This window comes from Brevibacterium aurantiacum, from assembly GCF_007558825.1.
GTDB classification, from domain to species: Bacteria; Actinomycetota; Actinomycetes; order Actinomycetales; family Brevibacteriaceae; genus Brevibacterium; species Brevibacterium aurantiacum_A.
The window spans coordinates 19,952-35,155 of the sequence record NZ_VLTK01000012.1; the positions used below are offsets into that span (position 1 = coordinate 19,952).

The window sequence follows — 15,204 nt, forward strand, 5'->3', positions numbered from 1 at the left end:
AAGATCGACCTTATTATCTACCGTTCGGTAACAGTGAGTTCCGTGCACCGTTATCAACCCTGTGTGCGGGCCTTCCAGTCGGCGACCTCTGATTCGGCCAGCTGCGCGGCGACACCGACGTAGGTGGCTGGAGTCAGCGCGGTCAGCAGTTCGGTCTCTGCCTCAGGCAGTCCAAGACCCGCGACGAAGGACTGCAGATCGGTCTGATCGATGCGCTTGCCCCGGGTGAGCTCCTTGAGCTTCTCGTAGGGGCTGTCCATTCCAGGTACGCCCTGCAGCCCGGCGGCGCGCATGACCGACTGGATTGCCTCTCCGAGGACCTCCCAGTTGGAATCGAGGTCGGCGGCCAGGGCCTCTTCGTTGATCGCGAGCCGTTCGAGGCCTTTGACCAGGTTGTTCAGCGCCAGCACCGAGTGTCCGTAGGCCACGCCGATGTTGCGCTGCGAGGTCGAGTCCGTGAGGTCTCGCTGCATCCGCGAGGTCACCAGGGTCGACGCGAGCGAGTCGAGCAGCGCGCAGGAGAGCTCGAGGTTCGCTTCGGCGTTCTCAAAGCGGATCGGGTTGACCTTGTGCGGCATCGTCGAGGATCCGGTGGAGCCGGCGACGGGGATCTGCTTGAAGTAATTCATCGAGATGTAGGTCCACATGTCCGTCGCCAGGTTATGGGCGATGCGGTTGAACCGTGCGATATCGGCGAAGAGCTCCGCATCCCAGTCGTGGGATTCGATCTGTGTGGTCAGCGGGTTGAACGTCAGTCCCAGGCTGCCTTCGACGAAGGTCTTGGCCAGCTTCGGCCAATCCGCGCCGGGCACGGCGGCCAGGTGGGCCGAGTAGGTGCCGGTTGCGCCGTTGATCTTGCCGAGGAACTCGTTCGCTTCGATCCGCTCGTACTGGCGGCGCAGGCGGTGGATGAACACCGCGAGCTCCTTGCCCATCGTCGTCGGCGTCGCCGGCTGGCCGTGGGTGTGGGACAGCATCGGGACCTCGGCCAGCGCCGAGGCGGTATCTGCCAATGAGTCGATGAGCGCCTTCGCGCGGGGCAGCCACACATCGACGGTGGCGCCCTTGATGCCGAGAGCCCAGGACAAGTTGTTGATGTCCTCCGAGGTGCAGCAGAAGTGGACGAGCTCGCTGAGGTCCTCGGCGCCGAGGTCGACTAGCGCTTCTTTGATTGTGTACTCGACGGCCTTGACGTCGTGAACCGTGACGGCCTCATGGGCGGCGAGGGTGGCGATCGTCTCGGCATCGAAATTCTGTGCGAAGGCACGCAGCCCGGTGACCTCATCGTCGGTGAGGCGACGCACCCCCTCGATCACGGAGTTCTGCGCGAGGTGGATGAACCACTCGACCTCGACGGTGATCCGGTTGCGGTTCAGGGCCGCCTCGGAGAGATGATCGACGAGGTCAGCGGTGTCTTTGCGGTAACGGCCATCGAGTGGTCCGAGAGCAATGGCGGGCGAGATGTCAGCAAGCGAAACGGTCGGCATGGCCCCATTTTCTCATGAGCCGGGCAGGGACGCGGAACCGACCACCAGGCGGTCGTGCGCAGGTCCGAGATCCGCAGTGCGACTCGTGCTCCTGTCACTGTGGATTCGCGCGTGACTTCGACGCCGGAACCCTGTGGAGCGCCGACCGGTTTCCACAGGACGAACTGAGGCGCTTCCGGTGGAAGATGCCGATTCGTACGGTGAAAGCCGACACCAATTGGGAGGGGAGGACGGGCAGTGATCACCGATGAGCTGGCACTCAACAGGGACGGGTGGAGGCGGCGAGCAGACGAGCTGCGCAGTCTGGCGCAGACCTGTCGGCAGGTAGAAGGGTGGGACTCCCCGGCAGGGCGGATGCTCGCTGATCGTCTGCTGACATGTTCGGACTCGATCAGCACTCTCGCAGAGAGGGCCGACAAGCTCGCCGAAGCCTACGACCTGCATCTGCAGGTCGTCTCAGTGGGAGGTCGGATCCAGATATGAGAGGCGGGGCGAAGGCAGCGGCACGGGTGGGCAGGTCTGCTGCCGGGTCGAGCAGGTCGAGCAGGTCGGCCGTCGGGTCGGGCGAGTCTGCCGTCGGGTCGGGCAGCACGTGGTGTGCTGTCGACATCGCACGGATCATCGGGCTTCCCGAGCGACTGAGAACTCTCTGGCCCCATGAGCTGATGCCACGTACGGAATCCGAAACCACCTCGGCGGGGGTGAGGGCAACGGGCGTGATTCCGGATGATGGAAGGGGGATCACGGAAACGGTGATGCTGGGGGAATCCGCAGGCAGGGACTCAAAGCGTGGGCCCGATGTGCTCACTGCCTGGCTGACTGGGTTCACGGCCGAGCTCAATCTCACCCGTTCCCGAATGACCATCGTCATCAGCTCCGGGGATGAGACTGCCCATCTAGAGGTGTCTTTGTGTGATGACATCTGCCTGGCCATTCTGGTGCTGCATGGCAAGGGATTCGAGGAGTTCGAAGGCTTCGAACTCCTCAGACGCCTCGAGCCTTCCGAACTCGGTCGGGTCACCGAGGAGCTGTGCTCTCTGGTTGAGAAGGACTGCGTGCTCACCCTGACTTATCTGAGCGAGGCCAAAGTCGCCGGGATGGAGGTCCTGCACCGGGTTGACGGTACCTGGGCCCGACCGACGCTCGAGCGCGATGGTGACACGATCACCGTGGGGGCCGAGAACAGCCTCGAAGCCAATGCTGTGCGAGTCCTGCTTGCGGCGATTCTGACTCGGCTCCAGACGACGACCGGCCACCGGCCGTGATCGCGACCCGAACGGCGGGCGGCTCGCAGCTGAAGATCGATGACCGGGCAGATTCCAGCGGAGACGATCTGCAGCGCATCTGCGGCACCATCGGTGATCTGACCGCGGAAGGATCACTGGTCGACTTCGACCTTGCCACGCTCCTGACGCAGGTTCCCGCTCCGCTCACGGCGCTCAATCTCGACGCCGCCCGGATCGTCTACCTTCACCAGTCGGCGCGCGTGCTCATCGAACTCGAAGCCACCGTCCTCGCCGTCAGAGCCGCAGCCCTCGCCTACAGGCAGGCAGAGAAGGGCATCAGCGACACATTCGGCGGGCTCCTTGACTACTTCGGATACGTCACCGGTCGCGTCATCGCGATCACTCTGCCCGTATCCATCCCTATCGGCATCGCGATCGGGGCACCGATCTACCTGGGAGTGAAATTACTCGACGCAACAGGCCTCGACGATGTCGTGGCCAAACATTTCGGCATCGACCTGGCGCAGACGAAGGCGGCGGCCAAGGAAGCCTTCGTGGCCCTTGTGTTCGAGAACTCCGATGTCTCCGGGGCCATCATCGAACACGTGCTGCCTGGAATCGTCGTCGGCTTCATGGGGTTGCCGCCGATGGTGCTGGCCGTCGAGGGGGACCACGCGCTGTGGCCACATGACTCGTCGTCGATGACGGCATGGATCCTGGGAGGTGCGAACATGTTCGGACTGCTCCTGCCCTCGGACGTGGAGGTGTGGAGGGCCAAGGGAATCACCCCGGCGGATGACGAACCGCCGCGCGACATCGAGGACCTCTACGGCCGAGAGGCAGACCGCCACCGCGGCGTCGACTCCGGGCAGGTGCGGATCGAAGAGATCGTCTCCCCCGACGGCACTACCCGCTATATCGTCTACGTTCCCGCAACGACCGACTGGTCGCCCGAGCCCGGGCAGAACACCACCGATCTCACGACGAACGTGCAGGCGATGGCCGGCAATGACACCGTCATGGCGGAGATGGTCCGCCAGGCCATTGCCGATGCGAATATCGGCTCTGATGCCGAGGTCATGCTGGTGGGGTATTCGCAGGGTGGAATCACTGCCGGTTCCCTGGCCGCCGACCCGGCGTTCTTGGCCGATGTGAACGTCACCGCGCTGGTGACCGTGGGCGCACCGATTTCAGACTTCCCGGTTGACGAGGGCATCGACGTTCTCTCGATCGAGCACGAACAGGATCTGGTCCCCGACCTCGACGGCAACGAGAATCCAGCCGAAGACCATTGGTCGACGATCACCGTCGACTACGATCCCGAGCAGCTGCGCCAGGCTCCGAACCTGAAGGGCAAGACCGATGCCGAACTCGACGAACTGTTCTCCTCCGCCGGGGCAGCACATTCTTCGGCCGCCTACACCGCCTCAATCGGGCTGATGCTCGCAGGCGGCCATGCCGGTTTCAACCGATTCACCGCGACGAACTCAGGATTCTTCACCGGGGATCTCAAGCAGACAAGGGACTACCAGGGGAGACGCAGATGAACACGCCGCTGGCTAGGATCGGGCCGGCGGCGACGAAGAGCGGGCACAGGACCTGGAGCCACACCTCGGCGAAACCGGAGTCCCACCTCGGCGAAACCGGAGTCCCACCTCGGCGCGGTAAGGCTCTGAAGTGCTCGGACGTGCGTTTGTCGGACGTTGGAGCAACTCTGCGACCATCGACAATTCGACATGGAAGCCTTTGGACGTGAACCACACGCCCGAAATTCACATCTTAGGCTGAACCCGACCATAACAATTGGCGCTCGACGCACGTTGCCGATGTGGCATGCGGTCGGTGGATTCGGTATCGTGGTATCACCTGTGAATCACATCACTCGAGGGCGAGAACTCACACCAGAGGTCCCGTCCTCAGGACACCGTCCGCCACTGGTCACCTCCGGTGCGCTTGGACCTTGAACAAAGGAGAACTGGAATGACCTCCAACATTTCAGTGGGAACCGGGACTGCCCACAGTCAGTCGTCGGAACCTCGGATGATCCAGATGCTCACCGAAGACGGCAATCGCGTCGAATCCGGTGAATATGACGCCTTCGCGGCAGAACTCACCGATGAGGATCTGCGCGGCTTCTACCGGGATATGGTCCTGGTGCGTCGCATCGATGCTGAGGGTGCGGCCCTGCAGCGCCAAGGACAGCTCGGCCTCTGGGCGCCGATGTTCGGTCAGGAAGCAGCCCAGATCGGAATGGGACGGGCGGCTCGCCCCCAAGACTTCGTCTTCCCCACCTATCGCGAACACGGCCTCGCCTACACTCGCGGTGTCGAACCCGAAACTCTCCTCGGCATGTTCCGCGGCCAGGATCACGGCGGCTGGGACCCTCAGGAACACCGCTTCCACACGTACACGATCGTCATCGGTTCGCAGACTCTGCACGCCACCGGCTACGCCATGGGCGTGTCCATGGACGGCGATGTCGGCACCGGTGACCTGGAACGCGACACTGTCGCCATCGCCTGCTTCGGCGACGGAGCCACCTCGCAGGGCGACGTCTCAGAGGCGCTGACCTTCGCTGGAGCCTTCCACGCACCAGTGCTGTTCTTCTGCCAGAACAACCAGTGGGCAATCTCCGAACCCACCCACGTCCAGTCCGCGGCACCACTGTGCAAGCGCGGAGAGGGATTCGGCGTTCCCGGCCTGCGCGTCGACGGCAACGACATCATCGCGATGTACGCGGTGGCCCGGGCCAGCCTGGACTCAGTTCGCGCCGGCAATGGCCCGATGCTCATCGAAGCCTTCACCTACCGACGCGGTGCCCACACCACGGCCGATGACCCGACGAAGTACCGCGATCGGGCAGAGGAAGAGATCTGGGAGGATCGCGACCCGCTCAAACGGCTCAAGACCTACCTCGACAACCACACGGAGACCGCGGACGAATTCTTCGCCGAGGTGGACGCCGAGGCCGATACTCTCGCCGCGCGCATCCGCCACAACTGCATGACAATGGAAGATCCCGATCCCGTCGAGATGTTCGCCCATGTCACTTCCGAACCTCACCCCCTCGTCGATGAGGAACGTGCGGAATTCCTCGCATACCAGGCCTCATTCGCCGATGCAGGTGAGGCCTGATGGAGAAACTTCCCCTGTCAAAGGCCATCACGGCCGGAATGCGCAAAGCCATGGAGGACGACCCGAAGGTCGTCCTCATCGGTGAGGACATCGGAAAGCTCGGCGGCGTCTTCCGCGTCACCGAGGGTCTGCAGAAGGACTTCGGTCCGCAGCGGGTCATCGATGCGCCGTTGGCCGAATCCGGAATCGTGGGAACCTCGATCGGCATGACGCTGCGCGGCTACCGCCCGGTCATCGAAATCCAGTTCGATGCATTCATCTTCCCGGCCTACGACCAGATCGTGACCCAGGTGGCTAAGCTCTACAACCGCACCCTGGGCAAAGAGAGGATGCCGATCGTCATCCGCGTGCCCTACGGCGGCGGCATCGGTTCACCCGAACACCACTCGGAGAGCCCGGAGACGGTCTTCGCCCACCACGCTGGACTGCGTCTGGTCTCACCGTCGAACGCCCACGACGCCTACTGGATGATGCAGGAAGCGATCAAGAGCGACGACCCGGTGATGTTCTTCGAACCCAAGCGCCGCTACTGGCTGCGCGGAGACGTCGACACCGCTAACCGAGGCAGCCTGGGAATGCACGACGCCAGTGTCGTCTCCGAGGGCACCGATGTCACTCTGGTGGCCTACGGCCCGCTGATGCCCACGGCCAAGGACGTCGTCGCAGCCGCGGCCGACGAAGGTAAGAGCGTCGAACTCATCGACCTGCGCAGCCTGAGCCCGATCGACTTTGCAACGATTGAGAAGTCCGTGCAGAAAACCGGTCGACTCGTCGTAGCGCATGAGGCGCCGAAGTTCCTGGGGCTCGGCTCCGAAATCGCTGCACGCCTGTCTGAGCGCTGCTTCTTCAACCTCGAGGCTCCGGTCATCCGAGTCGGTGGCTATCACACGCCGTACCCCGGCTCGCGGATGGAAGAGCACTATCTGCCTGACCTGGATCGCATCTTCGATGGTGTCGACCAGGCACTGGCCTACTGACTCAAGGAGAGTTGATATGTCTTTTGAATTTTCTCTTCCTGATGTCGGTGAGGGTCTGACAGAGGCCGACCTCGTGTCGTGGAAGGTCGCCGTCGGCGACACAGTCACCGTCAACCAGATCCTCGTCGAGATCGAGACGGCAAAGTCTCTGGTCGAACTGCCGAGCCCACAGGCCGGACCGGTCGAGGCTCTGCTGGTCGATGAGGGCCAGACCATCGAGGTCGGAACGCCGATTATCCGCTTCGGCGGTGGCGATCCTGCCGGCGCTTCCGCATCCGCTTCCGCAGGAGCATCGTCGCCTGCAGCCGGAGATGCACAGGCCTCGAGTGAAAGCGCAGGTGAAGCCGAAGGCGGCGCCACCCTGGTCGGCTACGGTGCCAAAGCAGCGTCGTCGAAACGCCGTCCCCGCAAGGGTGCAGGCGTTCCGGCGCAGACAAGCTCGGCCGCCGCACCAGAAGCTCAATCACCTGCGGCCCCGGCCCCTGCAGTGCCAGCGGCTCCTGCTGCTCCAGCTGCAGCGGCACCGGCTGAAACCAAGGCACCAGCAACCGCCTCGGCGCCGGCTGAAACCACGGCACCAGCAACCGCCTCGGCGAACAAGCCACTGGCCAAGCCTCCCGTGCGCAAGCTCGCAAAGGATCTCGGCATCGACCTGGCTGCGGTCGTTGCGACCGGTTCCCGCGGTGAAGTGACCCGAGACGACGTCAAGGCCGCGGCCAGCGGCACCGGCCCGGCGGCAACCGCAGCGACAGGCTCGAGCGTCGGGGCCGCAACCGCCTCGGCGGGGGCCGTCTCCGCTGACGAACTCGAAGAGCGGATCCCGTTCAAGGGCGTGGCTAAGATGATGGCCAAGGCCATGGTCGAATCCGCGTTCACGATGCCCCACGTCACCGAGTTCCTCGACGTGGACGTGACCGAGACGATGGCCTTCGTGCGTAAGCTCAAGTCCACGAAGTTCCTGGGCGAGGACGTCAAGGTGTCTCCCTTGCTGCTCGTGGCTAAGGCTGTGGCCTGGGCTGTTGCTCGCAACCCGCGGATCAACTCGTGCCTCGAGGGCGAAGAGATCGTCGTCAAGAAGTACGTCAACCTCGGCATCGCTGCAGCTACTCCGCGTGGTCTGATCGTGCCGAACATCAAAGGTGCACACGCAATGGGCCTGAGCGACCTGGCTCAGGGCATCCAGGACCTGACTGCGCTGGCTCGTTCGGGCAAGACGCCTCCGGCCGACCAGTCGGGTGGAACGATCACTATCACGAACGTCGGCGTCTTCGGCGTCGATGCGGGTACTCCGATCATCAACCCCGGCGAGGCCGCGATCCTGGCCTTCGGGCAGATCAGGAAGAAGCCATGGGTCGTCGGCGACGAGATCGTTCCGCGTGACATCACGACGCTGTCGGTGAGCGCTGACCATCGTGTCGTCGATGGCGAGATCATTTCGAAGTTCCTCGCCGACGTCGGTCGCGGACTCGAGGATCCGACGCTGCTGCTGGCCTGAGGCCGGCTCAGACTTCCCAAGCAGAGGTCACCGCCGCAGTCGCCCTGACTTCGAGACAACGACGGAGCTCCGAGACACCTGTGCGCACATAGGTGTCCCGGAGCTCCGTCGTAGTCTCGGCATTGCGCCCAAACTCCAGCGCTGCGCCCCGGCGCCGGCGCGTTGGCGATGTCGCGGTGAGGGTGAACCGACCCTACTTGTCGAGGTAGGCGCTGTTGTCGGCGGGGCTTCCGTCCGTGACCAGACGTTTCGCGAGGCAGTGGTTGCGGTCCAAGCCCCAGGAGCGACACTGATCGAGTGCGGGTTCGGGATCGCTGTAGGCGGTGTCGATGACGGTTACCCAGTAGTTGTCGTCCTTGTAGGAATCCCAGTCGCCGCTGTGGATGAGGATCGCGCCCGGGTACTTGACGCGGTTGGCCTCGAACTCGTCGACGATGTCCTGTGCACTCCAGGTCTTACCGTCGGCCTCCAGGCCGACGTCTTTAGCACTGACCTGTGTGACCCACTGCCCCTCGAGGTCATCGGCCTTCGCGGTGCCCTCCTTCGTGTAGGTCGACAGCGCCTCCTGCGGGCTTGCTGTCGGCTGCACCAGGGTCTCGGAAGGGGAGGGAGAGGCGGACCCGGTCTCATCGCCGCCGAAGTCGACCGGCACCGTTCCCGTCGACGGTGCCAGCCAGCGCACTCCGAAGAAGGCCAGGAGCGCGAGAATCATGACGATGGCGATGATGACGACGGTGATCTTGGCCCCGTTGCCCTTCTTCGGGGCCGGTGCCGTCTGGAGCGGGATCTGCCCGGACGCCGGACCATCGTAGCCGTGTTCGGCGCGTGCCGAATGTGCGGGCTGCTCGCACTTGTGGCCGGGGTCTTCTGTCTGCCCGGGCGTACCGGTTTGACCCCGTTGTTCTGTCAGTGATGCACCGGGGGAGTTCTGAGATTGTTCCTGGAACGGGGAAGCGCCTGCGGGGGCGAAGACATTGCGCGTGCGACTTTTGGATACGGGTACGTCGCCAGTGTGCTTCTCGAGGTATTCGTAATAGGTCGAGTTGTCGAAGTCGGCAGCACTCTGGGTGGACTCGTGGCCCGGCGACGGGGTCGGACTGGCGCGATCCGGTTGGCCCTTCTGCCAGTCATCACTGGTCGCTGGACGGATTCGCGGCCTCGGTGGAACGTCGCTCATCGGTCCTCCTGAGTGCCAGATGTGGTGGCAATCATCTTCTTACCTTGGCACGTCATCGACACGTCTTCAACACGAGCCAGAGCAGGATGCGTTGTCTGCTGGATGGCGCGCGCGAACATGCGTGCGGGATGAGTGCCAGGCGGGAAGTGGCGTTGGGCCCGCGAATCCGGGCGCAGTGCGTTCCGAAGCCCTCAGCGGCAGCACGTCCGACGAGGTTCTGCGACAGTGTTTCAGTGAATTTGCTCTGAAGGCCTGTTTCTCTCTAAGATTGTTATCTGTTGTGTCATAGCAGTTCGATCATTGATGGATCTGCTCAGCCCAACATGGTGCTCACCCACCGCTGCACTCCAGCTTCGGCCAATCTCTCACAGGCTACGGCTTCAGCGCTGGTGAGACATCTCGCCCGAACGGGCAAACCTGTTTTGGCGTACACAATTTTCATTGCGAACGCCTCATGCCAGGCAGCAGCCTGGTCAGCGGTCGGGCATCAGTCCGGTCGAGCAGCATTCGTGAAAATTTGTTGATGTCTTCCGACATCGGCGCAAGCGAGCGTGGACCCCACGCAGACCTGCTTGTTTCGAGAGTCGGTAACTTGTGAACTGGAGGAGAGTCATGGCAGCAACCTGCCAAGTAACCGGGGCCGTCCCTGGTTTCGGACACAACGTGTCCCACTCGAAACGAACCACCAAGCGTCGTTTCAACCCGAATATTCAGAAAAAGCGCTACTACGTTCCGTCTCTGCGTCGCAGCATCACCCTTAACCTGTCCGCCAAGGGCATCAAGGTGATCGACGTGCGCGGAATTGACGCCGTCGTCGGCGAACTCATTGCCAAGGGAGTGAAACTCTGATGGCTAAAGCACAGGACATTCGTCCCATCATCAAGCTCAAGTCGACCGCTGGCTCCGGGTTCACCTACGTGACCCGCAAGAACCGCCGCAACAACCCGGATCGCATGGTACTCAAGAAGTACGATCCAGTTGTTCGCAAGCACGTCGATTTCCGAGAGGAGCGCTGAGCGCAAATGGCTAAGAAGTCAAAGATCGCACGCGACAAGCAGCGTCGCGTCATTGTTGAGCGCTACGCGGAGCGTCGTGCGACGCTCAAGCGCCAGCTGACACACCCAGACAGCACCGACGAGCAGCGTGAAGAAGCACGCCTCGGACTGCAGAAGCTTCCTCGCGATGCCTCACCAGTGCGTGTGCGCAACCGCGACCAGGTGGATGGCCGTCCACGCGGCTACCTCCGCAAGTTCGGTCTCTCCCGTGTTCGCTTCCGCGAAATGGCACATAACGGCGAGTTGCCCGGCATCACGAAGTCAAGCTGGTAATCTCGAGGAAGTTCGTTATCGGAAAAACGGACCGGTAACCGACCGACTTGTCCTAAGGAGGACACTTTTATGGCTAAGAACCGCAGTGAGCTCGTAGCAGAAGTTGCAGAGAATTCCGGACTGACCCAGAAGCAGGTCTCGGACGTTCTTGACGGTGTCTTCGATGTCTTCTCAGATGTCGTCGGCAAGGGCGAAAAGCTCACCATCCCCGGATGGCTGTCCGTCGAGCGCACCGAACGTGCCGCTCGCAAGGGACGCAACCCGCAGACCGGTGAAGAAATCCAGATCAAGGCCGGCTACTCCGTGAAGCTGTCCGCTGGTTCGAAGCTGAAAGCTGCCGCTGGCAGCCCTAACTGAGCCTCGCGCATCAGTGTGGAATGACCCGGGCCTTTTGGTCCGGGTCATTTCGTGTCTGCTCGCCGAGATCTCGACCACGTCCGGGCCTCGCAGTTGGCTCGGTCTCAGACTCCGGCGATACTCTTGAATCATGAATGAAGCGGCGGTCTGCCACCAGTGAGCACTCAAGTCTTCGCATCGGTCACCCGATTCACGTCTCGCGCGGCCGTTCCCCTGGTCGTCATCGGCGGACTCGGTGTGGGTATGGCCGCGATGCTCTTCACCGGAGCAGCGGAGGCAACACTCCTCAACGACCCCGGCCCCTACGTGCGATTCGGTCTTCCGGCAGCGAAATTCGTCTTCAACATTTCGATGGCACTGACTCTGGGCGCACTGATGTTCGCCCTCCTCATCCTGCCTCGCACCCAGGGGCGAAGCCGGAACAGGACGACGAGTCCTGCAGGCGCGAAGGCGGGCACCACCGAGGAGATCCCGTTCAATGCGCTCTGGGAGAAGACCCTGAAGATCGCCGAGGTGGCATCGGTGGTCTGGACGATCTCTGCTGTGGCTGTCCTTGTCCTCACCTTCGCCGACACTGTCGGCGCACAGGCCTATCTGGACTTCTCCAATCAGCTCGGCGTGTTCCTGACTCAGATCGCCTTCGGTCAGCTCTGGACGCTCATCGTCGTCCTGATCGCCGTCGCGTCGACCCTGTGCTTCGGCACACGCAGCTATCTCGGCATCGCGGTGGCAGGCGTGCTCGGCGTCGGCGTGATGATCCCGCTGGCACTGATGGGACACTCCGCTGAAGCCTCCGGACACACCCAAGCCGTCAACAGCATCGGTCTGCACCTGCTGGGCGTCACCATCTGGCTGGGCGGCCTTTTCGTCATCGCCCTCTTGGGCTCGGACCTTGCCCGCTCCAACCAACTGCGCAGCACGATCGAACGCTATTCCTCAATCGCACTCATCGCCTTCGCCCTCGTTGCCTTCTCCGGTGTGGTGAACTCGCTGTTGCGCGTCCACAGCCTCGCTGACGTCATGACTCCCTACGGGCAGGTGATCGTTGCGAAGGCCTTCGCGACGATCCTGCTCGGTCTCATCGGGTTCTGGCACCGTCAGTTCGTCATCCGCCGTCTGGGCACAACAGCCTCGGCGACCAGGGAGTTCTGGCGGCTCATCATCGTCGAGTTCGTCATCTTCGGCGCCACGATGGGTCTCGCGGTCGCTCTGTCGCGGTCCCAACCCCCTGTTTCACAGGAGCCGGTGGGGGACCCGTCCCCGGCTGAGATCCTCACCGGCGAGCCGCTTCCTCCTCCGCCGAGCTTGGCCCGATACTTCACCGAATGGTCCCTGGACCCCCTGTGGGTCGTCGTGGCCGTCGGTCTGGCGACGGCTTACATCGTCGGCTTCGTCAATCTCCGGCGCCGAGGTGATTCCTGGCCGGTCCATCGCCTGATCTGCTGGCTGCTCGGCATGATCTTCCTCGTCTACGTCACCTCCGGAGGAGCCAGGGTCTACGGTGAGATCCAGTTCTCCGGACACATGATCCAGCACATGCTCCTGATCATGGTCGTGCCCCTGCCGATGGTTCTCGGCGCACCCATCACGATGCTCATGCGTGGAACGAAAGCTCGCACGGACGGTTCGCGCGGGATCCGCGAGTGGGTGCTCTGGCTCGTTCACACCCCGTATATGCGCTTCTTCGCGAACCCGATCTTCGCCAGCGTGAATTTCGCCGGCTCCCTCGTCATCTTCTACTACTCAGGCGTGATGAAGTACGCGCTCGAATGGCACCTCGGCCACGAGCTGATGATCATCCACTTCCTCGGCGCGGGCTATCTGTTCGCGCAGGCCCTCATCGGCATCGATCCCGGCGTGGAGCGTCCGGGATATCCGCTGCGCCTGCTCATGCTGCTCATCACGATGGCCTTCCACGCGTTCTTCGGGATCTCGATCATGAGCTCCGAAGTCCTCATTGAGGGCGACTGGTTCGGCAATATCGGCGCCGACTGGGGTTATCCGGCGATCGAAGACCAACAGACGGGCGGAGGAATCGCCTGGGGCATCGGCGAATTCCCCACCCTGTTCATTGCAATCATGGTTGCCTTCCAATGGTCGAAGTCCTCGGATCGAGAGGCTAGGCGCATCGACCGCAGCGAAGCGCGCACCGACGACGCGGAACTTCGCGCCTACAACGACATGCTCGCCAACATGGCCGAGCGCGACGCGAACAGTGGTCTGAGAAGCAGGTGACTGCACACCGGGTGCGGCGGATGACTGCACACCGGGTGTGGTGGTTGGCTGCACACCTCGTGTGCGGGAATGTGTAGGAGAAATTCCCGAATTCGAGCCACTCCAGCGCCCATGGCGCGCCTTTATGGCGCAGACTGTTGCAAGGATCATATTCATCCGGGCGTAGCGCAGTCCGTGTCAGGGGAGTGGACCTGTAGCCGCATAGCAGGGGCTTGTAGGTACACATCTCACCGGACTGGGGCGTCACAGCAAGTCGATTCGCGCATTCAATGGTGATGCGGATCGTGGAAATTAAGGAGAGTCATGAGTTCTTCGAATAATGCCGAGAGGAAGACGGTCCGCGCACAGCTGCGCAAGGTCGTCGCCGCCTCGATGGCCGGCACAGTCGTGGAGTGGTACGAGTTCTTTCTCTACGGAACTGCGGCCACGCTGGTCTTTCACATTCTGTTCCCGCCGACAGACGACCCTCTGAACGCGATCCTGGCAGGTTTCGCAACGTATGCGGTCGGGTTCGTCGCGCGACCCTTCGGCGGCATCATCTTCGGCCACTTCGGGGACAAGTACGGTCGCAAGAAGCTGCTGCAACTGTCCATCATCCTCGTCGGCGCGGCCACATTCCTCATGGGTTGTCTGCCGACCTTCGACCAGATCGGGTACCTCGCGCCCGTCCTGCTCGTCCTCCTGCGCCTCATCCAGGGCTTCGCCGTCGGCGGCGAATGGGGCGGAGCTGTCCTCCTTGTCGCTGAGCATGCGCCGAACAAGGAGCGCGGTTTCTGGTCGTCATTCCCTCAGTCGGGTGTGCCGCTGGGTAATCTGCTCGCGACCGGCGTTCTCTTCGTTCTCACCGCGACACTGAACGACGAGGACTTCCTGTCCTGGGGCTGGCGGGTGGCCTTCTGGCTCTCGGCCGTCATCGTGCTCATCGGCTACTACATCCGCACCCGCGTCTCCGATGCTCCGATCTTCGAACAGGTCCAGGCTGAGGAGATCGAAGAGGGCGTGGACTACGGAATCAAGGCCGTCTTCAAGCGCTACCCGCGTGAGGTCTTCGCCGCGATGGGGCTGCGCTTCGTCGAGAACATCCACTACTATCTCGTGGTGACCTTCTCGATCACCTATCTGGCGATCGCGGTCAAGATCGAATCTGCAGAGATCCTCGGGCTCCTTCTCGGCGCCCACGCGATCCACGCTGTGCTCGTGCCCTTCGTCGGGGCGCTGGCGGACAAGGTCGGGCGCAAGCTGCCCTACGGCATCGGAATCGTGCTCACCGCTTCGTGGGGCTTCTTCGCCTTCCCGATGTACGACACCGGCAGCGGTGCGATGATCTTCCTCGCCTTGCTGCTGGGGCTCATCTTCCATGCTCTGATGTATGCCGGACAGCCGGCGATCATGTCGGAGATGTTCCCTACCCGCATGCGCAACTCGGGTGTCTCGACCGGATACCAGGTCACGGCGATCGTGGCCGGATCGTTCGCTCCGATCATCGCCACTGCGCTGCTGCAGAAGTTCGACTCCTCGGTGCCGATCGCGTTCTACCTCCTGGTTGCCGCCATCATCTCGATGGTCGCGCTTCTGTTCACAAAGGAGACGAAGGGCATCGATCTGCGTTCACTGGACCAGGTGGACAAGGATCGTCGTCACGCGGTGAAGCGCTGATACTCACACCTCAGCACTCGAACGCACAACAGTGAGTTCGTGAACTCGAGCGCACAACAGTGAGTTCGGTAATCGGGCGGTGCCGATGATCGTCGGCACCGCCCGAATGCATGACAGCGGACCACGCAACA

General features: G+C 62.7%; 14 protein-coding genes. 12 read left to right on the plus strand and 2 right to left on the minus strand.

The genetic code is table 11. The features are described from left to right. Positions 1–53 precede the first annotated feature (53 nt). Complete coding sequence (gene purB, locus FO013_RS17575) at positions 54–1,487, minus strand: adenylosuccinate lyase (RefSeq protein WP_143923861.1); 1,434 nt, start codon at positions 1,485–1,487, stop codon at positions 54–56. A gap of 237 nt (positions 1,488–1,724) precedes the next feature. Here purB and FO013_RS17580 point away from each other — a divergent pair, with 237 nt between their 5' ends. The 6 genes from FO013_RS17580 (at position 1,725) to FO013_RS17605 (ending at position 8,320) form a co-directional block, all read left to right on the plus strand. Continuing rightward, positions 1,725–1,970, plus strand: coding sequence for a hypothetical protein (locus FO013_RS17580; RefSeq protein WP_143923862.1), 246 nt, complete (start codon positions 1,725–1,727; stop codon positions 1,968–1,970). 182 nt (positions 1,971–2,152) lie between these two features. After that, the gene (locus tag FO013_RS17585) at positions 2,153–2,752 is read left to right on the plus strand and encodes a hypothetical protein (RefSeq protein ID WP_143923863.1); all 600 of its coding nucleotides are present in this window, start codon (positions 2,153–2,155) and stop codon (positions 2,750–2,752) included. Further along, a complete protein-coding gene (locus FO013_RS17590) occupies positions 2,749–4,260 on the plus strand; it encodes a hypothetical protein (protein ID WP_143923864.1) in 1,512 nt (503 codons plus the stop codon). Before FO013_RS17585 ends, FO013_RS17590 begins: the two co-directional genes overlap by 4 nt. Positions 4,261–4,693: 433 nt before the next feature. Next, on the plus strand, positions 4,694–5,848 hold the full coding sequence (gene pdhA / locus FO013_RS17595) for a pyruvate dehydrogenase (acetyl-transferring) E1 component subunit alpha (RefSeq protein ID WP_143923865.1): 1,155 nt from the start codon (positions 4,694–4,696) through the stop codon (positions 5,846–5,848). Beyond that, positions 5,848–6,825 (plus strand): alpha-ketoacid dehydrogenase subunit beta, encoded by a 978-nt coding sequence (locus tag FO013_RS17600; protein WP_143923866.1) that lies wholly within the window; start codon positions 5,848–5,850, stop codon positions 6,823–6,825. The genes pdhA and FO013_RS17600 overlap by 1 nt, the downstream gene beginning before the upstream one ends. A gap of 16 nt (positions 6,826–6,841) precedes the next feature. Next, positions 6,842–8,320 (plus strand): dihydrolipoamide acetyltransferase family protein, encoded by a 1,479-nt coding sequence (locus FO013_RS17605; protein WP_143923867.1) that lies wholly within the window; start codon positions 6,842–6,844, stop codon positions 8,318–8,320. Positions 8,321–8,513: 193 nt separating this feature from the next. On the opposite strand, the gene FO013_RS17610 is transcribed toward FO013_RS17605, so the two are convergent. Continuing rightward, a complete protein-coding gene (locus FO013_RS17610) occupies positions 8,514–9,497 on the minus strand; it encodes a protein kinase (protein ID WP_143923868.1) in 984 nt (327 codons plus the stop codon). Between the two features lie 612 nt (positions 9,498–10,109). On the opposite strand from FO013_RS17610, the gene rpmB reads away from it, so the two are divergent. The 6 genes from rpmB (at position 10,110) to FO013_RS17640 (ending at position 15,073) form a co-directional block, all read left to right on the plus strand. Beyond that, positions 10,110–10,346: a 50S ribosomal protein L28 gene (rpmB, locus tag FO013_RS17615; protein WP_143923869.1), complete on the plus strand. Its 237-nt coding sequence runs from the start codon at positions 10,110–10,112 to the stop codon at positions 10,344–10,346. After that, positions 10,346–10,513, plus strand: coding sequence for a 50S ribosomal protein L33 (rpmG, locus tag FO013_RS17620; RefSeq protein ID WP_143923870.1), 168 nt, complete (start codon positions 10,346–10,348; stop codon positions 10,511–10,513). Before rpmB ends, rpmG begins: the two co-directional genes overlap by 1 nt. A 6-nt stretch (positions 10,514–10,519) precedes the next feature. Continuing rightward, a complete protein-coding gene (gene rpsN / locus FO013_RS17625; RefSeq protein WP_009882241.1) occupies positions 10,520–10,825 on the plus strand; it encodes a 30S ribosomal protein S14 in 306 nt (101 codons plus the stop codon). Between the two features lie 69 nt (positions 10,826–10,894). Continuing rightward, a complete protein-coding gene (locus FO013_RS17630) occupies positions 10,895–11,182 on the plus strand; it encodes an HU family DNA-binding protein (RefSeq protein WP_009882243.1) in 288 nt (95 codons plus the stop codon). A gap of 156 nt (positions 11,183–11,338) precedes the next feature. Further along, positions 11,339–13,417, plus strand: coding sequence for a bifunctional copper resistance protein CopD/cytochrome c oxidase assembly protein (locus tag FO013_RS17635; RefSeq protein WP_143923871.1), 2,079 nt, complete (start codon positions 11,339–11,341; stop codon positions 13,415–13,417). Between the two features lie 303 nt (positions 13,418–13,720). Further along, complete coding sequence (locus FO013_RS17640; protein ID WP_143923872.1) at positions 13,721–15,073, plus strand: MFS transporter; 1,353 nt, start codon at positions 13,721–13,723, stop codon at positions 15,071–15,073. The last annotated feature ends 131 nt before the right edge of the window (positions 15,074–15,204 follow it).

Bases quoted from the DNA above. Each gene is read 5' to 3' on its own strand.
- FO013_RS17610 (WP_143923868.1), bottom strand. From the start codon at position 9,497: ATGAGCGACGTTCCACCGAGGCCGCGAATCCGTCCAGCGACCAGTGAT.
- FO013_RS17605 (WP_143923867.1), top strand. From the start codon at position 6,842: ATGTCTTTTGAATTTTCTCTTCCTGATGTCGGTGAGGGTCTGACAGAG.
- pdhA (WP_143923865.1), top strand. From the start codon at position 4,694: ATGACCTCCAACATTTCAGTGGGAACCGGGACTGCCCACAGTCAGTCG.
- rpmG (WP_143923870.1), top strand. From the start codon at position 10,346: ATGGCTAAAGCACAGGACATTCGTCCCATCATCAAGCTCAAGTCGACC.
- FO013_RS17630 (WP_009882243.1), top strand. From the start codon at position 10,895: ATGGCTAAGAACCGCAGTGAGCTCGTAGCAGAAGTTGCAGAGAATTCC.
- purB (WP_143923861.1), bottom strand. From the start codon at position 1,487: ATGCCGACCGTTTCGCTTGCTGACATCTCGCCCGCCATTGCTCTCGGA.
- rpsN (WP_009882241.1), top strand. From the start codon at position 10,520: ATGGCTAAGAAGTCAAAGATCGCACGCGACAAGCAGCGTCGCGTCATT.
- FO013_RS17640 (WP_143923872.1), top strand. From the start codon at position 13,721: ATGAGTTCTTCGAATAATGCCGAGAGGAAGACGGTCCGCGCACAGCTG.
- FO013_RS17585 (WP_143923863.1), top strand. From the start codon at position 2,153: ATGCCACGTACGGAATCCGAAACCACCTCGGCGGGGGTGAGGGCAACG.
- rpmB (WP_143923869.1), top strand. From the start codon at position 10,110: ATGGCAGCAACCTGCCAAGTAACCGGGGCCGTCCCTGGTTTCGGACAC.
- FO013_RS17600 (WP_143923866.1), top strand. From the start codon at position 5,848: ATGGAGAAACTTCCCCTGTCAAAGGCCATCACGGCCGGAATGCGCAAA.